Source organism: Streptomyces sp. NPDC048603, from assembly GCF_043199475.1.
Taxonomy (GTDB): Bacteria; Actinomycetota; Actinomycetes; order Streptomycetales; family Streptomycetaceae; genus Streptomyces.
Genome location: NZ_JBICVY010000011.1, coordinates 195,946 through 218,580, shown reverse-complemented (window position 1 = coordinate 218,580; position 22,635 = coordinate 195,946). Strand labels below are relative to the sequence as shown.

Below are 22,635 nucleotides of genomic sequence, written 5' to 3'. Positions count from 1 at the left end.
GGGCACCGCGGTGAACGACCCACAGGAACCGCAGTTCATCGGCTACGACGAGTACGGTCGGCCGGTGTACCGCCAGGTGCCCGCCGCGCCCCCGCGGCAGTACGGCCAGTACCCGCAGCAGTACCAGCAGCAACCGTATGGCCACAGCGGACACGACGCCTACGGGCAGCCGGTCGCCCGGCCCCAAGCACCCCAGCAGTACCAGCAGCAGCCGCAGGCCGCCCAGCAGTACTACGGCCGCGACGGCTATGACGGCTACGACGGCTATGACACGGGGCAGATGCCGCAGATGCGGCAGATGTCCCCGCAGATGCCGCAGCAGGCCGGCGGGCAGTGGATTCCGCAGCAGGCACCCGCCCCCGACCCCGACTTCGACCCGGACTTCGACCCGGAATCCGAGTTCGACGAGGGGCCCGGGGCCGCTTCCGGGGGCGCCCAGGTGCCCGGACCGCGCAGCGCCCCGGACTACCGGACCGAGCAGTTCGCCTTCCTCGACCAGCCCGACGAGGACACGGACGACGTCATCGACTGGCTCAAGTTCACCGAGAGCCGCACCGAACGGCGTGAGGAGGCCCGCCGCCGCGGCCGCAACCGGGTGATCGCCCTGATGGTCGTCCTCGCGCTGTTCGTCGCCGGTGGCGTCGGCTACCTCTGGTACGCGGACAAGCTGCCCTTCCTCGGCCGCGACGGCTCGGGCAAGGGAGCCGCCGCGGACACCGGACCGCAGAAGCGCGACATGGTCGTCGTCCACCTGCACAACACCAAGAGGGGCGGCACCTCCACCGCCCTGCTGGTCGACAACGTGACCGCGAAGAAGGGCGCCACCGTACTGCTGCCGAACACCATGACCGTGCCCCGGGACGACGGCACCTCGGTGGCCCTCGGCAAGTCGGTCGAGGAGGACGGCCTCGGCGGCACCCGCGAGGCCCTCGACGCCATGCTCGGCACGCACATCGGCGGCACCTGGCGACTGGACACCCCCTACCTGGAGAACCTCGTCCAGGCCGTGGGCGGCATCGAGGTCGACACCGACACCGCCGTGCCCGCCGACGACAAGGCCAAGACCCCCGCCGTGGGCCAGGGCCAGAAGCAGAGCCTGACCGGGGCCATGGCCGTCGCCTACGCCACCCACCGCGCGCAGGGCGAGCCCGAGGCCAAGCAGCTGGAGCGGTTCGGCAAGGTCATGTACGCCACCCTGCGCAAGATGCCCAGCGACGAGCACTCGGCGGTGCTCACCGTGGAGTCCCTCGGCCAGATCCTCGACCCCTCCCTCACCGACCGCGCGCTGGGCGGTTCGCTGGCCCGGCTGGCCGAGCACGCCAAGCTCGGCGCGTACCGCACGGACGTGGTCGCGGTGAAGCCGGACGGCACCATGGCCGACGAAGCCGGGCGGACCGTGGTCAAGGAGATCCTCGGCGGCAGCCTGACCGCCCCGCCGGGCGCCTCCGCGGCCCCGCGGGTGGGGCTCAAGGACGCCACCGGCAGCGAGAAGGCCCTCACCGCGGCCAGGGCCGCGCTGGTCAACGGCGGCTACACGTTCGTGGACGGCGGCAAGGCCGGACAGAGCCAGGCCGGCACCCAGGTCACGTACCAGGACGACGCGCAGCGGGAGAAGGCGGTCGAGGTCGCCAAGACCCTGGGCCTGCCCGAGACCGCGGTGAAGAAGGCCGCGAGCACGGTCAACGCGGACGTCGTGGTGGTGCTCGGCAAGGACTACAAAACGCCGTAGCCCCGGGAGGGGGCGGGCCGGGGGGGAAAGGCGTGGGCGGTGTCGGCCGCCCATGAGACCCTTGTATGGATCTGCCCTCGACCCGAAAGCATGGCTCAGTGACCGCCACGGACCGCTCCATCGAGCTCATCACCACCGCCGCCCAGGCGGCGGCCGACCGGCTCGCGCACGACATCATCGCGTACGACGTCAGCGACGTGCTGTCGATCACCGACGCCTTCCTGCTCGCGTCGGCGCCCAACGACCGCCAGGTCAAGTCCATCGTCGACGAGATCGAGGAGCGGCTCCTCAAGGAGCTCGGCGCCAAGCCGGTGCGCCGTGAGGGCGACCGCGACGCCCGCTGGATCCTGCTCGACTACGTGGACATCGTCGTCCACGTGCAGCACAGCGAGGAGCGCGTCTTCTACGCGCTGGAGCGGCTGTGGAAGGACTGCCCCGAGATCGAGCTGCCCGAGGACGCGAAGCTGACCAAGGGCAAGGCGGAGGAGCACGCCAAGCTGCGCGCGACGCAGGGCGACGACGACCTGGACGGTGATCTGTTCTGAGCGCGACCAGCACGCCGCCGAGTGCGGTGACGGGCGGCAGCGCCGGGCGTCCCGGTCGCAAGATCGTGCTCTGGAGGCACGGCCAGACCTCGTGGAACCTGGAACGCCGCTTCCAGGGCTCCACGGACATCGAGCTGACCGGGACCGGCGTGGCACAGGCCCGCCGGGCCGCCCGGCTGCTCGCCTCGCTGCGTCCGGCCGCCATCGTGGCCTCCGACCTGAAGCGGGCGGCGGCGACGGCCGCGGAGCTCGCCGGCATCACCGGGCTGCCCGTCACGCACGACGAGGCGCTGCGGGAGACGTACGCCGGCGAGTGGCAGGGTCTGACCCACGACGAGATCGTGGCGAAGTACGGCGAGCAGTATGCGGCGTGGAAGCGCGGCGAGCCGGTACGGCGCGGTGGCGGAGAGCTGGAGACCGAGGTCGCCGACCGGGCGGCTCCCGTGGTCCTGGAGCACGCCGGCCGGCTGGAGGAGAACGCCACCCTGGTCGTGGTCAGCCACGGCGGCACCATCCGGACCACCATCGGCCGGCTGCTGGGGCTCGACCCGTCCTCCTGGGAGAGCCTCGGCGGGCTCTCCAACTGCTGCTGGTCCGTGCTGGGCGAGGGTGCGCGGGGCTGGCGGCTGCTGGAGCACAACGCCGGCACCCTGCCGGAACCGGTGCTCGGCGACGACGACTGACGGACGGCGGCTGACGGGCGCGCGGCAGCGGATTTCACTTTCCGGCTGGTCACAGGCTATGGTTCTTCTTGTCCGCAGGGAACACCGCAGAAAACAGCGGGGGAACGGCGGAGAGCAAGGGGCTATAGCTCAGTTGGTAGAGCGCCTGCATGGCATGCAGGAGGTCAGGAGTTCAATTCTCCTTAGCTCCACAGCGGTAAGGATCCCATCCCCGGCAGGGGGTGGGATCCTTCGCGTTTGTCACCTGCTGCACGCCCGACCGCCTGCATGGCAGAATCGGACGGCCGGAGGGGGAGACGACGGCCCGGCCGGCCCTGAACGGGAGGGAGTCGCTCACGGATGGGTGCACACCGGCGGCGGTGCGACTGGTGCGACAACGGCACGCCGATCGTGCGGGACATGGACCCGGTCAATCCCGAATACCAGTACTGGTGCGAGGAATGCGCGCGGGCGCTGATCATAAAAGGCGACCCCATCGAGACGTACCGGGAGCTCGAAGGGGAGCCGATCTATGGCCGTCTCCTGGACGAGCACTGCACGCTGAAGCGCTTCTACCAGTTCGCCCGAGCATGACCTTCCGCCCAAAACGGACACCGGTGAAACCGGTTTTTGGTCCTGGGCCATGACCGTGTAATGTTCTGGATGTCGCCAGGGGGAACCGGCAAGGGAAACCGAGCAAGGGCCCGGCGGCAAGAAGCAAGGGGCTATAGCTCAGTTGGTAGAGCGCCTGCATGGCATGCAGGAGGTCAGGAGTTCAATTCTCCTTAGCTCCACAGTGAAGAAGAGGGCCACCCGGATCGGGTGGCCCTCTTCTCGTTGTGTGGTCAGCCGAGCGGCGGCGGAGGCCGCTGCGGTACCCTGACGCCATGCGTGCCGTACGCCTTCTGCTTACCGAGCCGCGCTGAGCAGCCTCGACCCGCTGGTCCCCGGGATCACGGTCGAACTCGGCGCGGCGTCCCCTCCTGTGCGAGGGGATTTTTCATTTGGGCAGGCAGAGACGGCAGAGACGATCGATGGAGCTTGTAGGAATCATGAGCGAGACGAACACCCCGGCCCCCGAGGCGGCCGAGGCGCACCGTTACACGGCCGTCCTGGCCGCCGACATCGAGGCACGCTGGCAGGACGTATGGGACGCGGAGGGCACCTACGAAGCGCCCAACCCGACCGGTGACCTGGCCGGCGACCCGGCCCTGGCCGCGCGGCCCAAGAAGTTCATCATGGACATGTTCCCGTACCCCTCCGGTGCGGGACTGCACGTCGGTCACCCGCTGGGGTACATCGCCACCGACGTGTTCGCCCGCCACCAGCGGATGACCGGCCACAACGTCCTGCACACCCTGGGGTTCGACGCCTTCGGCCTGCCCGCCGAGCAGTACGCCGTGCAGACCGGCACCCACCCCCGGGTGTCGACCGAGGCGAACATCGAGAACATGAAGGTCCAGCTGCGCCGGCTGGGCCTGGGCCACGACAAGCGCCGCTCGTTCGCCACGATCGACCCGGACTACTACAAGTGGACCCAGTGGATCTTCCTGCAGATCTACAACTCCTGGTACGACACCGAGGCGAAGAAGGCCCGCCCGATCGCCGACCTGGTCGCCGCCTTCGAGGACGGCTCCCGTGAGGTCCCCGGAGGCCGCGCCTGGGCCGCCCTGACCGCCGCCGAGCGGGCCGACGTACTGAACGACCACCGGCTGGCGTACGCCTCCGACGCGCCCGTGAACTGGTGCCCCGGGCTGGGCACCGTCCTGGCCAACGAGGAGGTCACCGCCGACGGCCGTTCCGAGCGCGGCAACTTCCCGGTGTTCAAGGCCAAGCTGAGCCAGTGGAACATGCGCATCACCGCGTACGCCGACCGGCTGCTGGACGACCTGGACGCGCTGGACTGGCCCGAGGCCATCAAGCTGCAGCAGCGCAACTGGATCGGCCGCTCCGAGGGCGCCCGCGTCGACTTCGCCCTGGGCGACGACGCCGTCACCGTCTTCACCACCCGCCCCGACACCCTGTTCGGCGCCACGTACATGGTGCTGGCGCCGGAGCACCCGCTGGTGGAGAAGTTCCTGCCGGCCGCCTGGCCCGAGGGCACCCACGAGGTGTGGACCGGCGGACACGCCACCCCGGCCGAGGCCGTGGCCGCGTACCGCAAGCAGGCCGCCTCCAAGTCCGACGTCGAGCGGCAGGCCGAGGCCAAGGACAAGACCGGTGTCTTCACCGGTGAGTACGCGGTCAACCCGGTCAGCGGCGCCAAGGTCCCCGTCTTCATCGCCGACTACGTGCTGATGGGCTACGGCACCGGCGCGATCATGGCCGTCCCGGCCCACGACAGCCGCGACTTCGAGTTCGCGCGCGCCTTCGAGCTGCCCATCCGCTGCGTGGTCGAGCCGACCGACGGCCGCGGCACGGACCCGGCCGAGTGGGACGAGGCCTTCGTCTCCTACGACGCCACGCTGATCAACTCGTCCGGCGAGGGCATCTCCCTGGACGGACTGGGCGTGGTGGAGGCCAAGGCCGCCATCACCGACTGGCTGACCGAGCGCGGCATCGGCGAGGGCACCGTCAACTTCCGCCTGCGCGACTGGCTGTTCAGCCGCCAGCGCTACTGGGGCGAGCCCTTCCCGATCGTCTATGACGAGGACGGCGTCGCCCACTCCCTGCCCGAGTCGATGCTGCCGCTGGAGCTGCCGGAGGTCGAGGACTACTCGCCGCGCACCTTCGAGCCGGACGACGCCGACTCGCAGCCGGAGACCCCGCTGTCCCGGAAGTCCGACTGGGTCAACGTCGAGCTGGACCTGGGCGACGGCCGCGGCGTCCGCCCGTACCGGCGCGAGACCAACACCATGCCGAACTGGGCCGGCTCCTGCTGGTACGAGCTGCGCTACCTGGACCCGCACAACGGGTCCGCGCTGGTCGACCCGGAGATCGAGAAGTACTGGATGGGCCCGCGGGACGGCGCCCCGCACGGTGGTGTCGACCTGTACGTGGGCGGCGCCGAGCACGCGGTGCTGCACCTGCTGTACGCCCGCTTCTGGTCGAAGGTCCTGTTCGACCTGGGCCACGTCTCCTCCGTCGAGCCGTTCCACAAGCTGTTCAACCAGGGCATGATCCAGGCGTACGTCTACCGTGACGAGCGCGGCTTCCCGGTGACGGCCACCGAGGTCGAGGAGCGCGACGGGAAGTTCTTCTTCGAGGGCGAGCCGGTCAAGCGCGAGCTGGGCAAGATGGGCAAGTCCCTGAAGAACGCCGTCACCCCGGAGACCATCTGCGAGGAGTACGGCGCCGACACGCTGCGCCTGTACGAGATGGCGATGGGGCCGCTGGACGTCTCCCGGCCGTGGGACACCCGCGCGGTCGTCGGCCAGTACCGTCTGCTGCAGCGCCTGTGGCGCAACATCGTCGACGAGGAGACGGGCGCCGTCACCGTCGTGGACGGCGAGCCCGACGAGGCCACTCTGCGCGCCCTGCACAAGGCGATCGACGGCGCCGGCGGTGACATGGCCGGCCTGCGGTTCAACACCGCCATCGCGAAGATCACCGAGCTGAACAACGCGCTGACCAAGGCCGGCAAGCCGCTGGAGCGGTCCGTGGCGGAGCGGCTGGTCCTGCTGGTGGCGCCGCTGGCCCCGCACATCGCGGAGGAGCTGTGGCACCGGCTGGGCCACACCGGCTCCGTCGTCCACCAGGACTTCCCGGTGGCCGACCCGGCGTACGTGGTCGACGAGGCCGTCACCTGCGTCGTCCAGATCAAGGGCAAGGTCAAGGCCCGCCTGGAGGTGCCGCCGGCCATCGCCGAGGATGACCTGGAGAAGCTGGCGCTGGCCGACGAGGCGGTCGTGGCGGCGCTGGGCGGGGCGGAGATCCGCAAGGTGATCGTCCGAGCCCCGAAGCTGGTGAACATCGTCATCTGAGCGGGGCGGTAGGGGTTTCCCCGTACGGGCAGGTTGGGGGTTCCGTTTGGAACCCCTGGCCTGTCCGTTGCGTTTACGGTGGAGATGAGCGAGTGCTCGCTCTCGACCAGGGGAAGGGGCCCGTCATGGAGGCCGCGTTGATCATCTTCGCGCTGATGCTGCTGGCCTTCGTCGGCCTCGGCGCGTACGCCACGGTCAAGGTGGTCGGGGCGGCGAAGCGGGGGGTGGAGCGGACGGTCACCCAGGCGCGGCGCACGGTGGAGGACACCGCGCTGCGGGCCAAGAGCCTCGGCCAGGTGGGTGTCGCCGGAGCCCTGGCACAGCTGCGGCTGGACCTGCGGAACTCGATGCGGGCCACCCAGCAGGCGCTGCAGGAGGGCGCCCGCACGGACGCGTCACTGCAGGAATCCCTGTCCCTCTTCGAACAGCTGAGCCGGCACGGCCGGGAGCTGGACGACGAACTGAAGCGGCTGGAGGCGGACCCGGACAAGGGCCGGGTACAGGCCGCGCTGCCGGAGCTGCGCGCGCGCACGCGGCGCGTCACCGAGTCCGCGGACTCGCTGCGCTGGGCCGCCCACGAGCGTGCGCGCCGGCTCGCGGAGGACGACCTGTCCGTCCTGTCCGACCGGATCGGCATGGAGTCGGACGCCCTGCGCGACTGGTCCCGCCCGTCCACCCTGGACGAGGACCTCGCGGCCGCGGCATCCCAGGCCCAGACCGCCCACCCGCAGCCCCAGGACCGTTCCGCCGAGCCGGAGACCCGGACGGGTCCCGCCCAGAACACCACCGCCCTCCCGCCCTCCGGCGCGGCAGCACCGTACCCGTGGCAGAAGACGCCCCGTCCGGAGGCCACGACCTGATCGGCGGGGGAAGAACCAGAGCGGCTGGCTGCGGCCTGCTGAGCCATGGCCTGAGCGAGTTGCGCGGCGTGGCTCCGGGAAGCCGGGGCGCACGGGGCCACGGGCCTGGCCCCGAGGGGGCCGGGGCGTAGCCCCGGTTTCGGGATGGGGGTCCCCCCGGACGGAGGCTGGGGGAGGGCGGGGTGGGGGATTGCTCCGCGCAGCAGCCCGTGCCGGCCGCACCCCGCACGCACCGCGCTACCGGGGCTCCGTGCCGTGGCGCTGCGAAGCCCGGCCGCTGCCTCGCGTCCGTGCCGCGCAGCCCGGCGGCCGCCGACCGCCGCCGCGGGCCTGGCGTGCCACCCAGGGCGGCCTCCATCGGGCGCCAAAGGCGCCAAAGGCGCCCTAGGCTGCCGCCGCACCCCCACTAGGGGTAACCTCCGCCTCATGTCCCGCCATGTCGCGATCATCACCGATTCCACGGCCTACCTGCCCCATCAGGCAATGGCGCGGCACGGGATCACCGCTGTACCCCTCACCGTCGTCCTCGGCGGCGAGGCCCTCGTCGAGGGCACCGAGATCTCCGCCCGCAGCCTCGCCCTCGCCCTGCAGAAGCGCCGCCCCGTCACCACCTCCCGCCCCAGCCCGGAGGACTTCGTCCGCGCCTACCGGGCGGCCGCGGAGGACGGCGCGACCGGCATCGTCAGCCTGCACCTGTCCGCCGAGTTCTCCGGCACCTACGACGCCGCGGTCGTCGCCGCCCGGACCGCCCCCGTCCCCGTCCGCGTGGTCGACACCGGCATGGTCGCGATGGCCCTCGGCTTCTGTGCTCTCGCCGCCGCCGAGACCGCCGAGGCGGGCGGTACGGCCGACGAGGCCGTGGCCGCGGCCGAGAAGCGCGCCTCGGGCATGTCCGCCTTCTTCTACGTCGACACGCTCGACTACCTCCGCCGCGGCGGCCGCATCGGAGCCGCCCAGGCCCTGCTCGGCTCCGCCCTCGCCGTGAAGCCCCTGCTCCAGCTGGACGGCGGCCGCATCGAGATGCTGGAGAAGGTACGGACGGCCTCCAAGGCCATCGCCCGTCTCGAAGACCTCGCCGTGGAACGCGCGGGGTCGGGCGGAGTGGACATCGCCGTGCACCACCTCGCCGCCCCGGAGCGGGCGGAGAAGCTCGCGGAACGACTCCGTGAACGTGTCCCCGGCCTGGCCGAACTGCACGTCAGCGAGGTCGGTGCGGTGATCGGCGCACACACCGGGCCGGGGCTTCTGGCCACCGTCATCTCGCCGCGCTGATCACCCCTGAGGGTGAGCCGGTTGTCCACAACTGCCCGGCAGCCCACAGGAATGGATGGTTCCGCACGTGATTCCGGCTGCGTTCCTACCGTCGTGGCATGACTTCGGAAACGCAGCCCACGCCCACGACGCCGCGTACCACGCCGCGCATGACCCTGCCCACGACGCCTTCGCCGCGCACGACTCGCACCACACGTCCGTCCACGCCCCGCAGTGCGGTGCCGACCGCGGGCGGGACCGGCAGTGGACCCGGCCGCCCGGCAGGCTCGGACAGCCGGTTCCGCAGCCGCAGGATCCGCCGACGCCGTCGGCACCTCCCCATCGACCACGACGCGCTACGCCGCCGGGCCGAGGCGCTGCTGACCGGTTCCCCGGCCGCCATCCCCCCTCCGCCACCTCCCGCACCCGCGCTCGTGCCCGTGGCGGCGGCTCCGGTTCCGGCGGAGGAACCGGCTCGGGCCGGGTCGGAAGGGGCCGGGTCGGAACCGGCCGGGCTCGGTCCGGGTGCCGCGCGCGGACTCGCGGTGCGGGAGCGGCTGCCCCTGTGGCTGCAGGCCCGGTGTGGGCCGACGCCCCGCTCGCTCGCCGCAGTGACGGTCGTGCTCGTGGCCGGACTCGGCTTCGCGGCCCAGCAGTACTGGTCGGCCCGCCCGGAGCCGGTGACGGCCACGGTGACCGCTCCGGTTCCGGTGGCCGCCCAGACGCCCGCGACCTCCGCTTCCACCGGCCCCCGCGTCGTCGTGGACGTCGGCGGGAAGGTACGCGCGCCCGGGGTGCTGAGGCTCCCCGCCGGATCGAGGGTGGCGGACGCCCTGGCCGCCGCCGGGGGAGTCCGGCCGGGCACGGACACCACCGGCCTGAACCGCGCCCGGATCCTGGTCGACGGTGAGCAGGTGCTCGTCGGCGCCCCTGCCCCGCCCGGCGCGTCCGCCGCCGCGCCGGGCGGCCTTGCCCCCGCCGCCCCGCTCAGCCTCGGCACGGCCACCGTCGAACAGCTCGACGGGCTGCCGGGAGTCGGCCCGGTGCTCGCCCGGCACATCGTCGACTTCCGCACCGTTCGCGGCGGCTTCCGCTCGGTCGAGGACCTGCGCCAGGTCAACGGAATCGGCGAACGGCGGTTCGCCGATCTGCGCGCGCTGGTGCGGCCGTGAACCACCCCACCACCGGCAGCCGGGACACGCGGGCGTCCGGAGCGGGACCACCGGGTATCGGGGGCGCGGGTACCGGAAGCGCGGGCGGGGGAAGCCGCGCCGCCGGGAGCAGGCCCGGCGCGGGGTCTGAGGACCGCATGCCTGAAGACCGCGAGCCCGAAGACCGCGCATCCGAGGACCGCGCGCCTGGGGACAGCCGTCCGCTCGATCTGCGGCTCGCCGTCATGGCCGGGGCGGCATGGGCCGCCGCCGCGGTCGCGCTGGATGCCCCGGGGTACTGGACGGCCGTCGCGGCCGGGCTGGCGAGTGGCGTGGCCGGAGCGCTGCTGTCGGCCGGGTGGCGGCGGACGAGGCCGTGGCCGTGGCCGACGAGGCTGCGGCCTGCGAGAACCGGGCGTGCGGCATGGCGGCGGGCGGAGCCGCGGTGGGTCGCGGGGACGGCCGTGGCGGCCGCCCTGCTCGGTGCGGCCGCCGGTGCCGGTGTGGCCGGCCTGGCCAGGGCCGAGGCGCGGGCGGGGCCAGTGCCCGGGCTGGCAGGGGCGTACGCCCGGGTCGAGGCGGAGCTGACCGTGACCTCCGACCCTCGCCGCAGCGGGGCGGGGCCCCCGGGAGTGGTGCTGGACGCCGTACTGACCGAGGTGACCGGCCAGGACGGGCGCGGCAGCCGGGTGAGGACTCCGGTCGTGGTGCTGGCCAGGCACGAGGGTTGGGCCCGGCTGCTGCCGTCGACCCGGGTCGTGGTGTCCGGCAGGCTCGCCCCGGCCCGCGGTGCCGGGCCGGCCGTGGCCGTGCTCCGGGTGCCGGGGGAGAGTCCGCCCCGCCCGGTCGGCGGCCCGGACACCGCGCAGCGGCTCGCCGGTGCTCTGCGGGCCGGGCTGCGGGAGGCCACCGAGGGCCTGTCCGCGGACGCCCGGGCGCTGCTGCCCGGCCTGGTGGTCGGCGACACCTCACGGGTGCCGGACGACCTCCGTGACGCGTTCCGCACCACCGACCTGCTGCACCTGCTCGCGGTGTCCGGCTCCAACCTCACCGTCGTCCTGTTCCTGCTGATCGGACCGCCCGGCAGCGCCCAGTACGCGGAGCGGCGCGGACTGGCGCCCCGGATCGGGCTCTCCCTGCGGGGCACCGCCCTGGCCGGGGCGGCCCTGACCCTCGCCTTCGTCGTGGTCTGCCGGCCCGAGCCGAGCGTGCTGCGGGCCGCTGCCTGCGGGTCCGTCACGCTGCTGGCCATCGGCACCGGCAGGCGCAGATCCCTGATCCCGGCGCTGGCCGCGGCCGTCCTGCTCCTGCTGCTGTACGACCCGTGGCTGGCCCGGAGCCCGGGGTTCCTGCTCTCCGTCCTGGCCACCGGGTCCCTGCTGACCCTGGCCCCGTGCTGGAGCGCGGCCCTGCGGCGGCGCGGGCTGCCGCCCCGGTTGGCGGAGGCGGTCGCGGCGGCCGCCGCCGCGCAGGCGGTGTGCGGGCCGGTGGTGGCGGTGCTCTCGGCCCGGGTCAGCCTGGTCGCCGTACCGTGCAACCTGCTCGCGGAGCCGGCCGCGGGCCCGGCCACCGTGCTCGGGTTCGCCGCGCTGGCCGTGGCTCCGGTGTGGATGCCGGCCGCGGAAGTCCTGGCCCACTGCGCCGGGCTGCCCGCCGGGTGGATCGCCCGGGTGGCCCGGACCGGCGCCGCGCTGCCCGGCGCGGAGCTCGCCTGGCCGGGCGGCTGGGCGGGAGGGCTGCTGCTGGCCGCCGCCACCGTGTCGGCCGTCCTGTTCGCGGCCCGCGCCGTGCGGGCCCCGTGGGTGTGCGCAGCGGTGGCCCTGGTGCTGCTCGTGGCGGTGCTCCGGCCGCCCCTGCTGGTCCGGACGCTGACCGGGTGGCCGCCGCCGGGCTGGCGCTACGTCCAGTGCGCGGTCGGGCAGGGGGACCTCGGCGTACTGGCCGTGGGCCCGGGCACGGCGGTGGTGGTGGATGCCGGCCCGGAGCCCGGCCCGGCCGACCGGTGCCTGGGTTCCCTCGGTGTGAAACACGTCCCACTCCTGCTGCTCACGCATTTCCACGCGGACCATGTGGGCGGCCTGCCGGGGGTGCTGCGGGGGCGCTCCGTGGGGCTGATCCAGACCACCGTCCTGGAGGAGCCGCCGGCCCGTGCCCGGTGGGTCCGGCGGGCCGCGGAGGCCGCGCGGATCCCCGTCCTGCCGGCCCTCGCGGGGGAGCGGCGGACGGCGGGGCCGGTGGACTGGGAGGTGCTCTGGCCCCCGTCGGCCGGAGCGGTCCCGGAGAGCCCCAACGACGCCAGCGTGGCCCTGCTGGTCCGCTCCGCCGGCCTGACCCTGCTCCTGCCGGGCGATCTCGAACCACCCGCCCAGCGGGCCCTGCTGACGCGGCATCCGGGGCTCGGACGGGTCGATGTGCTCAAGGTCGCCCACCACGGTTCCGCCCATCAGGACCCGGCCCTGCACGAGCGGGTACGGCCGCGGATCGCCCTGGTCCCGGTCGGCGCGGAGAACCGCTACGGGCACCCCTCGCCGTACACCGTGGGGCGGCTGGCGGAGGCGGGTGCGGTGGTCCTGAGGACCGACACGGACGGCTCCGTGGCGGTCACCGGGGCCGGACCGGGAGTGCGGGCGGTTCCGTCCGGGCGGAGGCGCCCGCGCCGGGCCGGGCGGAGGCTCGCCGGGCTGAAAGCGTTCTGTTTGCCCGCATCCCTCCGCCATGATCGAATGCGTCTTCGCAAGCGGGGAGTACGTTTACACAGCACGGGGGTGCATCATCATGTTCGGTCGCCGACGGGGGTTGGAGACGGCCGGGAGTGCCGGTCGGTCCACATCCGCGACACTGACCCTGCCGCCCGCGGCAGGTCTCCTTTCCTGCCATGTCCTCGATACGGTCCACCAGCCGGTACGGCAGGCCCGGTTCGAGGTCACGGACCCGATCGGCCGCCGGATCGTCACCGGCGAGACCGATCCGTACGGCAGTTTCACCGCGCTCCTCCCGGAGGGCGAGTACCGGATGACCGTGACGGCCGAGGGCTACGCGCCCTTCCACGGGGCGACCCTGGTCGGCGACGGAGCCCAGCCCGGGGCCGCGGAGATCATCCTGGAGCCGGTGGAGCCACCGCTCCTGCCGCAGCCGGGCCACTGGGAGCTCGATCCGGGCCACTCCTCGATCGCCTTCACGGCCCGTCACATCGGATTCGCCCGGATCCGCGGCCGGTTCAACACCTTCGCCGGGGCGGTCCGGATAGCCGACCGCATGGAGGACTCCTCCATGCACGTGATCATCGACGCGGCGAGCATCGACACCGGTGTGAAGCTGCGCGACGACCACCTGCGCTCGGCGGACTTCCTGGACGCGGCCCGGTATCCGACGGTGGAGTTCTACAGCGAGCGGTTCATCCACCGCAGTGGCAGCAAGTGGGCCGTCGCCGGGGCCCTCACCCTGCACGGCACCAGCCGCTCGGTCACCCTGGACACCCAGTACCTGGGCCTCGGCACGGGCCTGGAGGGCGAGCCCCGCGCGGCCTGCCGGGCCACCGCGGAGCTGCACCGCGAGGACTTCGCCCTGAACTGGCAGTCGATGCTCGCCCAGGGCGTTGCGGCGATCGGTTCGAGCGTCGAGGTCGAACTGGACGTACAGATCGTCCGCAAGGCCTGAGCCCGCCGCTCCGCCGCCGCCCCGCCGCGCGCCGAGACCGCCTCGGCGCGTGCGGGGTGCGGGCAGGGGCTACGGGGCTTCGAGCCAGCCCTCGTGCTCGTCGGCGAGGGCGTCCAGGGCCTGTGGGTCGTAGCGGCCGTCCGGGTCCTCGACCACGACCAGCCACTGGGCGTCCTCGGCGTCGTCCTCGCCGGCCAGGGCGTCCCGCACCAACTGCGGTTCCTCGGCGAGGCCGAAGCGGTCGGCGAGTTCTCCGGCCACTTCCTCGGCGGCGTCGCGATCGGGCAGGACCAGTACATGTCGCAGGTTCACGGCACCATTCTCGGGCACGCGGAGGAGTGTCGGTCCGCCGTGGGATGCTTGAGCCGATGGCCACCAGGAAGAACTCCACCGATGATCCGCTCGCCCCGCTCACCCTCGCGGTGGGGCAGGAGGAGCTGCTGCTCGACCGCGCGGTGCGGGAGGTCGTGGCGGCGGCCCGGGCCGCCGACCCCGACACCGACGTACGCGACCTGACCCCGGACCAGCTGCAGCCCGGCACGCTCGCCGAGCTGACGAGTCCGTCGCTCTTCGCCGAGCGGAAGGTCGTGGTCGTCCGCAACGCGCAGGACCTGTCCGCGGACACGATCAAGGACGTGAAGGCGTACCTCGACGCGCCGGCCGAGGAGATCATCCTCGTGCTGCTGCACGCGGGCGCGGCCAAGGGCAAGGCCCTGCTGGACGCGGCGCGCAAGGCGGGCGCGCGGGAGGTGGCCTGCCCGAAGATGACGAAGGCGGGCGACCGTCTGGCGTTCGTCCGGGGCGAGTTCCGCACGCTCGGGCGCTCGGCCACGCCGGAGGCCTGCCAGACCCTCGTCGACGCGATCGGCAGCGACCTGCGCGAGCTCGCTAGTGCGGCCGCCCAGCTCTGCGCGGACGTCGAGGGCACCATCGACGAGGCCGTCGTCGGCCGCTACTACACGGGCCGCGCCGAGGCCTCCAGCTTCGAGGTCGCCGACCGGGCGGTCGAGGGCCGGGCCGCCGAGGCCCTGGAGGCGCTCCGCTGGTCGCTGGGCACCGGCGTCGCCCCCGTCCTGATCACCAGTGCGCTGGCCCAGGCGGTCCGCGCCATCGGCAAGCTGGCCTCCGCCCCGCGCGGTGCCCGCCCCGGCGACCTCGCCCGGGACCTCGGCATGCCGCCGTGGAAGATCGACCGGGTCCGCCAGCAGATGCGCGGCTGGTCGGCGGACGGAGTCTCCGACGCCCTGCGCGCGGTCGCCGAGGCCGACGCCGGCGTCAAGGGCGGGGGCCAGGACCCCGAGTACGCCCTGGAGAAGGCAGTGGTGGCCGTGGCCCGCGCCGCCCGCCCCCGCCGCCCCGCCCACTGATCCCGGGAAGACCGTGGCATGACGAAGGCCCCGGCCGGCGCCCTGGGGAAGGGCGGCGGCCGGGGCCTTCGCTTGGATCCTGTGCGCCGCACCCGCGTGGCGAACGCAGGCCGCGTGCGGCGCGTGGTGCCGGTCAGGAGCGGATGAGAGGGCCCGCTGGGTCCCTTCCGGCGATCACATCGAAGTGCTCAGGCTCAGAGAGCGGCAACCTTGGTGGCCAGCGCCGACTTCTTGTTGGCGGCGGCGTTCTTGTGGATGACACCCTTGGAGACAGCCTTGTCCAGCTTCCGCGACGCGGCACGGGCGGCAGCGGTGGCCTTCTCGGCGTCACCGGCGGCGACGGCCTCGTTGGCCTTGCGGATGAAGGTACGGAGCTCGGACTTGACCGACTTGTTGCGAAGGCGGGCCTTCTCGTTGGTCTTGTTCCGCTTGATCTGGGACTTGATGTTCGCCACGAAAGAGCCTTTTCAGGTTCAGAGGTTGATCTTCGGATTGCGTCCGACAGGCTGAGAGGGCACGTCAGACACAGCTGCCCACGTTACCAGGCGCCCATTGGACGGCCCAAACCGAGCACACCGGCGCAGGCATGGGACGATGGTGGCCTGCGTAACGTTCCGAATTGAGACCCGAGAACCCGAGAATCAGGACACTGCGTGCCCGCCATCCCCAGCCACGTGCCCGAGCCGAGCCGTACCGACCCGGCGCTGATCCGCAATTTCTGCATCATCGCGCACATCGACCACGGCAAGTCGACCCTCGCCGACCGGATGCTCCAGCTGACCGGCGTCGTCGACCAGCGGCAGATGCGTGCCCAGTACCTCGACCGCATGGACATCGAGCGTGAGCGCGGCATCACGATCAAGTCGCAGGCGGTCCGTCTGCCCTGGGCGCCCACCGCGGGCGAGGGCCAGGGCAGGACCCACATCCTGAACATGATCGACACCCCCGGGCACGTCGACTTCACCTACGAGGTCTCCCGGTCCCTCGCCGCGTGCGAGGGCACCGTCCTCCTGGTGGACGCGGCCCAGGGCATCGAGGCCCAGACCCTCGCCAACCTCTACCTGGCGATGGAGAACGACCTCGCGATCGTCCCCGTCCTCAACAAGATCGACCTGCCGGCCGCCCAGCCGGAGAAGTTCGCCGAGGAGCTGGCGAACCTGGTCGGCTGTGAGCCGGACGACGTCCTGCGGGTCTCCGCCAAGACGGGTCTGGGCGTGGAGGCCCTGCTGGACCGCGTCGTCGAGACCGTCCCGGCCCCGGTCGGCGTCAAGGACGCCCCCGCCCGCGCGATGATCTTCGACTCGGTATACGACTCGTACCGCGGCGTCGTGACGTACGTCCGTGTGGTCGACGGCACGCTCAACAAGCGCGAGCGGATCCGGATGATGTCCACCGGCGCCACCCACGAGCTGCTGGAGATCGGCACCAACTCGCCCGAGATGCTCCCGGCCGACGGTCTCTCCGTCGGTGAGGTGGGCTACCTGATCACCGGTGTGAAGGACGTCCGCCAGTCCAAGGTGGGTGACACGATCACCCAGATGACCGGCGGCGCCACCGAGGCCCTCGGCGGCTACAAGGACCCGAAGCCGATGGTCTTCTCGGGTCTGTACCCGCTGGACGGCTCGGACTACCCGGAGCTGCGCGAGGCCCTGGACAAGCTCCAGCTCAACGACGCCGCCCTGGTCTACGAGCCGGAGACCTCCGCCGCGCTCGGCTTCGGCTTCCGCGTCGGCTTCCTCGGCCTGCTCCACCTGGACGTGATCCGCGAGCGCCTGGAGCGCGAGTTCGGCCTCGACCTGATCGCCACCGCGCCCAACGTGGTCTACCGCGTGGTCCTGGAGGACAAGAGCGAGGTCACGGTCACCAACCCGAGCGAGTTCCCCGAGGGCAAGATCTCCGAGGTGTACGAGCCGGTCGTGCGCGCCACGATCCTCGCGCCCACCGAGTTCATCGGCTCGATCATGGAGCTGTGCCAGACCCGGCGCGGCACCCTCCTCGGCATGGACTACCTCTCCGAGGACCGGGTCGAGATCCGCTACACCCTCCCGCTCGCCGAGATCGTCTTCGACTTCTTCGACCAGCTGAAGTCCAAGACCCGCGGTTACGCCTCGCTCGACTACGAGCCCACCGGCGAGCAGGCGTCCAGCCTGGTCAAGGTGGACATCCTGCTGCACGGCGACAAGGTCGACGCGTTCTCCGCGATCACCCACAAGGACGCCGCCTACGCCTACGGCGTGCGCCTGGTCGCCAAGCTGCGCGAGCTCATCCCGCGGCAGGCGTTCGAGGTGCCCATCCAGGCGGCCATCGGTTCCCGCGTCATCGCCCGCGAGACCATCCGCGCCATCCGCAAGGACGTCCTCGCCAAGTGCTACGGCGGTGACATCTCCCGTAAGCGGAAGCTGCTGGAGAAGCAGAAGGAAGGCAAGAAGCGGATGAAGATGGTCGGCTCCGTGGAGGTCCCGCAGGAGGCCTTCATCGCGGTGCTGTCCAGCGACGAGTCCGGCGCGAAGAAGAAGTAGCCGCAGGGCGGGGGCCGGTCACCGGTCCCCCGCCGGTCGGACGCCGACTCGTCACCGCTCATCCGGAATTGGCCCCCGCGCCCTGGCGCGGGGGCTTCTTTCGTTATGAATCGGCCGCACGCGGGCCCTTACGCACCGGCCGGGCGGCCCCTACCCTGATCACTGGTTACTCGCCAGTTACACAAGCCCTGCCGCGTGGTCCGGAGGATGTCGTGAGCGACACACAGACGATGATCGAGAACCGCCCGCCCTCCGTGGCGGCCCTCTTCCTTGAGCGTGTCGCAGCGACCCCCGATGCCGAGGCGTACCGGTACCCGGTCCCCTCGGCCACCGGCCAGGGACCTGATGACTGGAAATCGCTCAGCTGGGGAGAGGCCGCCGAGCGGGTCTTCGCCATCGCCGCCGGCCTGATCGAGCTCGGCGTCGGCCCCGAGGAGCGGGTCGCCCTCGCCTCCGGCACCCGGGTCGAGTGGATCCTCTCCGACCTGGGCGTGATGTGCGCGGGCGGCGCGGTCACCACGGTCTACCCCAGCACCAACGCGGACGAGTCGGCCTTCATCCTCTCCGACTCCGACAGCCGGGTGCTGATCGCCGAGGACGCCGCCCAGCTGGCCAAGGCCCGCGAACACCGCGCCGCCCTGCCCTCGCTGCACCACGTGGTCGTCATGGAGGCCGCCGACGCCGTACCCGCCGAGGGCGACCCCGACGGCTGGGTGCTGTCCCTCGCCGACCTGGAGAAGCGCGGCGCGCAGTACCTGGCCAAGCACCCGTCGGTGGTCAAGGAGCGCGTCTCGGCGATCACCGCCGACCGGCTCGCCACCCTGATCTACACCTCCGGCACCACCGGCCGCCCCAAGGGCGTGCGGCTGCCGCACGACAACTGGTCGTACATGGCCAAGGCCATGGTGGCCACCGGCCTGATCGGCAAGGACGACGTCCAGTACCTGTGGCTGCCGCTCGCGCACGTCTTCGGCAAGGTGCTGACGTCCGGCCAGATCGAGGTCGGCCACGTCACCGCCGTGGACGGCCGGATCGACAAGATCATCGAGAACCTGCCGGTGGTCCAGCCGACCTACATGGCCTCCGTCCCGCGCATCTTCGAGAAGGTGTACAACGGCGTCGCGGCCAAGGCCCGCGCCGCCGGCGGCGCCAAGTACAAGATCTTCCAGTGGGCGGCCGAGGTGGCCCGCGAGTACGCCAAGGTCAGCCAGGACAACTTCCACCGCACCGGCAAGGCCGGCGCGCCCTTCCCGCTCTCGGCCAAGCACAAGATCGCTGACAGGCTCGTCTACGCCAAGATCCGCGACGCGTTCGGCGGCAACCTGCGCGCCTGCGTCTCCGGCGCCTCCGGCCTCGCCCCGGAGATCGGCTACTTCTTCTCCGGCGCCGGCATCCACATCCTGGAGGGCTACGGCCTCACCGAGTCCAGCGCGGCCTCCTTCGTCAACCCCGGCGAGGCGTACCGCACCGGCACGGTCGGCAAGCCGCTCCCCGGCACCGAGGTCCGCATCGCCGACGACGGCGAGATCCTGCTGCGCGGCCCCGGCATCATGGAGGGCTACCACAACCAGCCGGAGAAGACCGCCGAGGTCCTCGAATCCGACGGCTGGCTGCACACCGGCGACATCGGCGAGCTCTCCGCCGACGGCTACCTGCGCATCACCGACCGCAAGAAGGACCTGATCAAGACCTCCGGCGGCAAGTACGTCGCGCCGACCGAGATCGAGAGCCAGTTCAAGGCGATCTGCCCGTACGTCTCCAACCTCGTGGTGCACGGCGCCGACCGGAACTACTGCACCGCCCTGATCGCCCTGGACGAACCGTCCATCCTGGGCTGGGCCGCCGAGAACGGCCTCGAGGGCAAGTCCTACGCGCAGGTCGTCGCGGCCTCCGAGACCAACCGGCTGGTCGAGACCTACGTCCAGACCCTCAACGAGGGCCTGCAGCGCTGGCAGACCATCAAGAAGTTCCGCGTCCTCCCGCGCGACCTGGACGTCGAGCACGGCGACCTCACGCCCAGCCTCAAGCTGAAGCGTCCGGCCGTGGAGCGCGAGTTCAAGCACCTGATCGAGGAGATGTACGAGGGCGCCCGCGAGGCTTAGCACACAGCGCGGCGCGGGCCCGAACGGGGGAGCCGGGCGGGTCCGCGCCGCGCCGCCGTTCCCATGGGCGCGCCGCGCGGCCATGGGCACGCCGGGCGGTGCGGGACAATGGACCCATGCCTTCCGCACTGCCCGACGGTGAGACCGTTCCCGAGGACGGGTCGCTGCCGTCGCACGCCCTGGAGGGCGCGGCGGCGCGGCCGCTCGGCTTCTACCTGCACGTCCCCTACTGCGCCACGCGCTGCGGGTACTGCGACTTCAACACCTACACCGCCACCGAGCTGCGCGGCACCGGCGGCGTGCTGGCCTCCCGGGACAACTACGCAGACACCCTCACCGACGAGGTCCGCCTCGCCCGCAAGGTGCTGGGCGACGACCCGCGCGAGGTGCGGACCGTGTTCGTCGGCGGCGGTACGCCGACCCTGCTCGCGGCCGGGGACCTGGTCCGGATGCTCGGGGCGATCCGCGACGAGTTCGGGCTGGCCGACGACGCCGAGGTGACCACCGAGGCCAACCCGGAGTCGGTGACCCCGGAATACCTGGCCGAGCTGCGGGCCGGGGGCTTCAACCGGATCTCCTTCGGCATGCAGAGCGCCCGGAAGCACGTGCTGCAGGTGCTCGACCGCACGCACACCCCGGGGCGGCCGGAGGCGTGCGTGGCCGAGGCGCGGGCGGCGGGCTTCGAGCACGTCAACCTGGACCTGATCTACGGCACCCCGGGTGAGTCCGACGACGACTGGCGGGCCTCGCTGGAGGCGGCGATCGGGGCGGGTCCCGACCACGTCTCGGCGTACGCGCTGATCGTCGAGGAAGGCACCCAGCTGGCCCGCCGGATCCGGCGCGGCGAGGTCCCGATGACCGACGACGACGTGCACGCCGACCGCTACCTGATCGCGGACGAGACCCTCGCCGCGGCCGGCTACGGCTGGTACGAGGTGTCCAACTGGGCCACCACCGAGGCGGGCCGCTGCCTGCACAACGAGCTGTACTGGCGCGGTGCCGACTGGTGGGGCGCCGGTCCCGGCGCGCACAGCCACGTCGGCGGCACCCGGTGGTGGAACGTGAAGCACCCCGGCGCCTACGCGGCGGCGCTGGCGGAGGGCCGCTCGCCCGGTGCCGGTCGTGAGGTCCTCTCCGAGGAGGACCGGCGGGTGGAGCGGATCCTGCTGGAGCTGCGGCTGGTGGACGGCGTCCCGCTGTCCCTGCTGGCCCCGGCCGGGCTCGCGGCGTCCCGGCGGGCGCTGGCCGACGGGCTCCTGGAACCGGCGCCGTACGAGGCCGGGCGGGCCGTGCTGACCTTGCGGGGGCGACTGCTGGCCGACGCGGTCGTGCGCGACCTCGTGGACTGATCACTCGCCGGAGTGAATCCCCGCGGATCCCGACCCGCGCTGCCTACGCTGTTCGTAGGCTGCCGCTGTGGCACGCGGCTGATGTGGAGGACCACTGAGATGACCGCTGTGTACGAGCAGATCAACGCCGTGTTCGATGAGCGCCCCGAGCTCTTCGGCCGCTTCAAGATCGAGCTTCTGCGGGGGGACATTGTGATGATGGCGGGGCCCGACGTGGTCCACAACGACATCGTGGAGGCGGTTCAAGACCAGATTCCACGGACGAGTTGGCGACGCCTTCAGACGCAGGACATTGCCATCCTCGAGGAGACCAGTGAGCCCCAGCCGGACCTCGTGGTGGTGGAGCGAGGAGTGGGGCCGGAAGTCGGACGGCTGATGCCATCTGAGGTCATCACTCTCCTGGTGGAGGTCGTCTCCAAGTCGAGCATCGACCAGGACTACGGCCTGAAGCGTGGGATGTACGCAGCAGGCCGGGTGCCCGCCTACCTGATCATCGACCCCTTCTTCGCGGGCTGCCTCTTGCTGACCAAGCCGCAGGGGCGTGGAGACGAGGCCGACTACCAGGAGGAACTCCGAGTGCCTTTCGGGCAGTCCCTCCCGCTGGACGTGCTCGGTATCGAGCTGGACACCAGCGAGTTCGGCACCCTCCCCAAGTTCAAGCGGCACCGCCGACCGTAACGAAGTCGATCAGCTCCTCCACCCGCCCCAGCAGCGTCGGCTCCAGGTCCCGGTACGACGAGACCCGCGACAGGATGTGCTGCCAGGCCGCGCCCGTGTTCTCCGGCCAGCCCAGGGCCCGGCACACGCCCGTCTTCCAGTCCTGGCCCGGCGGGACGACCGGCCAGGCCGGGATGCCCAGGGCGGACGGCTTCACCGCCTGCCAGACGTCCACGTACGGGTGGCCCACCACCAGGACGTCCGGGACCGAGGAGACCCGCTCCGCCAGCCGGGACTCCTTCGAGCCGGGCACCAGGTGGTCCACCAGGACGCCGAGGCGGGCGTCCGGCGCCGGGCCGAACTCCGCGACGATCGCCGGGAGGTCGTCGATGCCCGACAGGTACTCCACGACCACCCCCTCGATGCGCAGGTCGTCGCCCCAGACCCGCTCCACCAGCTCGGCGTCGTGCCGGCCCTCCACGTAGACGCGGCCCGCCCGGGCCACCCGCGCCCGGGCCCCCGGCACCGCGATCGAGCCCGACGCCGTACGGGCCGGGGCCGCGGGCGCGCGCCCCGGCCGGACCAGGGTCACCACCGCCCCGTCCAGCAGGAACCCGCGCGGCTCCAGCGGGAACACCCGGCGCTTGCCGAAGCGGTCCTCCAGGGTCACGGTGCCGGCCTCGCAGCCCACCACCGCCCCGCAGAACTCCGTACCCGCCACCTCGACCACCAGATCGGGCTCGGCCGCCACCTCCGGCACCGGCTTGGGGCGCTTCCACGCGGGGGTCAGGTCGGGGGAGTACTCACGCATCCGGCCGAGGGTAGGGGCAACCGCCCGGAGATCAAGCCGACACGCCGGAGCC

17 protein-coding genes, 2 tRNA genes and 1 pseudogene are annotated in these 22,635 nt (G+C 72.3%); 17 read left to right on the top strand and 3 right to left on the bottom strand.

Annotation, left to right across the window (positions count from 1 at the left end):
• Positions 1-10: 10 nt before the first annotated feature.
• The 12 genes and pseudogenes from ACGFQ9_RS27530 (at position 11) to ACGFQ9_RS27475 (ending at position 13,778) form a co-directional block, all read left to right on the top strand.
• Positions 11-1,729 carry an LCP family protein gene (locus tag ACGFQ9_RS27530; protein WP_393577407.1) on the top strand — a complete coding sequence of 573 codons (1,719 nt, stop codon included), beginning with the start codon at positions 11-13 and terminating at the stop codon, positions 1,727-1,729.
• Between the two features lie 98 nt (positions 1,730-1,827).
• Positions 1,828-2,274: a ribosome silencing factor gene (gene rsfS / locus ACGFQ9_RS27525; protein ID WP_393577406.1), complete on the top strand. Its 447-nt coding sequence runs from the start codon at positions 1,828-1,830 to the stop codon at positions 2,272-2,274.
• A 26-nt stretch (positions 2,275-2,300) separates the two neighbouring features.
• Positions 2,301-2,957 (top strand): histidine phosphatase family protein, encoded by a 657-nt coding sequence (locus tag ACGFQ9_RS27520; protein ID WP_393577404.1) that lies wholly within the window; start codon positions 2,301-2,303, stop codon positions 2,955-2,957.
• Positions 2,958-3,075: 118 nt separating this feature from the next.
• Positions 3,076-3,148, top strand: a tRNA-Ala gene (locus tag ACGFQ9_RS27515).
• Between the two features lie 148 nt (positions 3,149-3,296).
• Complete coding sequence (locus ACGFQ9_RS27510; RefSeq protein WP_393577402.1) at positions 3,297-3,530, top strand: hypothetical protein; 234 nt, start codon at positions 3,297-3,299, stop codon at positions 3,528-3,530.
• Between the two features lie 127 nt (positions 3,531-3,657).
• Positions 3,658-3,730: transfer RNA gene (locus ACGFQ9_RS27505), tRNA-Ala, on the top strand.
• 258 nt (positions 3,731-3,988) lie between these two features.
• Positions 3,989-6,859, top strand: coding sequence for a leucine--tRNA ligase (leuS, locus tag ACGFQ9_RS27500; protein ID WP_393577401.1), 2,871 nt, complete (start codon positions 3,989-3,991; stop codon positions 6,857-6,859).
• 125 nt (positions 6,860-6,984) lie between these two features.
• Positions 6,985-7,719, top strand: coding sequence for a hypothetical protein (locus ACGFQ9_RS27495; protein ID WP_393577399.1), 735 nt, complete (start codon positions 6,985-6,987; stop codon positions 7,717-7,719).
• Between the two features lie 426 nt (positions 7,720-8,145).
• The gene (locus ACGFQ9_RS27490) at positions 8,146-8,991 is read left to right on the top strand and encodes a DegV family protein (RefSeq protein ID WP_393577397.1); all 846 of its coding nucleotides are present in this window, start codon (positions 8,146-8,148) and stop codon (positions 8,989-8,991) included.
• A 590-nt stretch (positions 8,992-9,581) separates the two neighbouring features.
• Complete coding sequence (locus ACGFQ9_RS27485) at positions 9,582-10,142, top strand: helix-hairpin-helix domain-containing protein (RefSeq protein WP_393577395.1); 561 nt, start codon at positions 9,582-9,584, stop codon at positions 10,140-10,142.
• 224 nt (positions 10,143-10,366) lie between these two features.
• Positions 10,367-12,754: pseudogene (locus ACGFQ9_RS27480) on the top strand (ComEC/Rec2 family competence protein); the annotation flags it as partial.
• Positions 12,755-12,896: 142 nt separating this feature from the next.
• Positions 12,897-13,778 (top strand): YceI family protein, encoded by an 882-nt coding sequence (locus ACGFQ9_RS27475; RefSeq protein WP_393577393.1) that lies wholly within the window; start codon positions 12,897-12,899, stop codon positions 13,776-13,778.
• Positions 13,779-13,847: 69 nt separating this feature from the next.
• Here ACGFQ9_RS27475 and ACGFQ9_RS27470 read toward each other — a convergent pair whose 3' ends face one another.
• Positions 13,848-14,090 carry a hypothetical protein gene (locus ACGFQ9_RS27470; protein ID WP_393577391.1) on the bottom strand — a complete coding sequence of 81 codons (243 nt, stop codon included), beginning with the start codon at positions 14,088-14,090 and terminating at the stop codon, positions 13,848-13,850.
• 56 nt (positions 14,091-14,146) lie between these two features.
• Between ACGFQ9_RS27470 and holA the strand changes: the two genes are divergently transcribed.
• Positions 14,147-15,145: a DNA polymerase III subunit delta gene (gene holA / locus ACGFQ9_RS27465; RefSeq protein ID WP_393577569.1), complete on the top strand. Its 999-nt coding sequence runs from the start codon at positions 14,147-14,149 to the stop codon at positions 15,143-15,145.
• Positions 15,146-15,339: 194 nt separating this feature from the next.
• On the opposite strand, the gene rpsT is transcribed toward holA, so the two are convergent.
• On the bottom strand, positions 15,340-15,600 hold the full coding sequence (gene rpsT / locus ACGFQ9_RS27460) for a 30S ribosomal protein S20 (protein WP_393577389.1): 261 nt from the start codon (positions 15,598-15,600) through the stop codon (positions 15,340-15,342).
• A 198-nt stretch (positions 15,601-15,798) separates the two neighbouring features.
• Here rpsT and lepA point away from each other — a divergent pair, with 198 nt between their 5' ends.
• The 4 genes from lepA (at position 15,799) to ACGFQ9_RS27440 (ending at position 21,793) form a co-directional block, all read left to right on the top strand.
• Entirely contained in the window at positions 15,799-17,664 is a 1,866-nt protein-coding gene (gene lepA / locus ACGFQ9_RS27455) for a translation elongation factor 4 (protein ID WP_393577388.1), read from the top strand.
• 212 nt (positions 17,665-17,876) lie between these two features.
• Positions 17,877-19,766, top strand: a complete 1,890-nt coding sequence (locus ACGFQ9_RS27450; protein WP_393577387.1) for an AMP-dependent synthetase/ligase — start codon at positions 17,877-17,879, stop codon at positions 19,764-19,766.
• A gap of 116 nt (positions 19,767-19,882) precedes the next feature.
• The gene (gene hemW / locus ACGFQ9_RS27445; RefSeq protein WP_393577385.1) at positions 19,883-21,115 is read left to right on the top strand and encodes a radical SAM family heme chaperone HemW; all 1,233 of its coding nucleotides are present in this window, start codon (positions 19,883-19,885) and stop codon (positions 21,113-21,115) included.
• A gap of 99 nt (positions 21,116-21,214) precedes the next feature.
• The gene (locus ACGFQ9_RS27440; protein WP_393577384.1) at positions 21,215-21,793 is read left to right on the top strand and encodes a Uma2 family endonuclease; all 579 of its coding nucleotides are present in this window, start codon (positions 21,215-21,217) and stop codon (positions 21,791-21,793) included.
• On the opposite strand, the gene ACGFQ9_RS27435 is transcribed toward ACGFQ9_RS27440, so the two are convergent.
• Entirely contained in the window at positions 21,771-22,583 is an 813-nt protein-coding gene (locus ACGFQ9_RS27435) for a DUF3097 domain-containing protein (protein WP_393577382.1), read from the bottom strand. The two genes, ACGFQ9_RS27440 and ACGFQ9_RS27435, sit on opposite strands and share 23 nt — an antisense overlap.
• Between the last annotated feature and the right edge of the window lie 52 nt (positions 22,584-22,635).

Excerpts from the sequence above, each read along its gene's own strand:
- holA (WP_393577569.1), top strand. The coding sequence starts at position 14,147 with ATGGCCACCAGGAAGAACTCCACCGATGATCCGCTCGCCCCGCTCACC.
- ACGFQ9_RS27475 (WP_393577393.1), top strand. The coding sequence starts at position 12,897 with ATGTTCGGTCGCCGACGGGGGTTGGAGACGGCCGGGAGTGCCGGTCGG.
- ACGFQ9_RS27490 (WP_393577397.1), top strand. The coding sequence starts at position 8,146 with ATGTCCCGCCATGTCGCGATCATCACCGATTCCACGGCCTACCTGCCC.
- ACGFQ9_RS27435 (WP_393577382.1), bottom strand. The coding sequence starts at position 22,583 with ATGCGTGAGTACTCCCCCGACCTGACCCCCGCGTGGAAGCGCCCCAAG.
- leuS (WP_393577401.1), top strand. The coding sequence starts at position 3,989 with ATGAGCGAGACGAACACCCCGGCCCCCGAGGCGGCCGAGGCGCACCGT.
- ACGFQ9_RS27440 (WP_393577384.1), top strand. The coding sequence starts at position 21,215 with ATGACCGCTGTGTACGAGCAGATCAACGCCGTGTTCGATGAGCGCCCC.
- ACGFQ9_RS27495 (WP_393577399.1), top strand. The coding sequence starts at position 6,985 with ATGGAGGCCGCGTTGATCATCTTCGCGCTGATGCTGCTGGCCTTCGTC.
- hemW (WP_393577385.1), top strand. The coding sequence starts at position 19,883 with ATGCCTTCCGCACTGCCCGACGGTGAGACCGTTCCCGAGGACGGGTCG.
- ACGFQ9_RS27510 (WP_393577402.1), top strand. The coding sequence starts at position 3,297 with ATGGGTGCACACCGGCGGCGGTGCGACTGGTGCGACAACGGCACGCCG.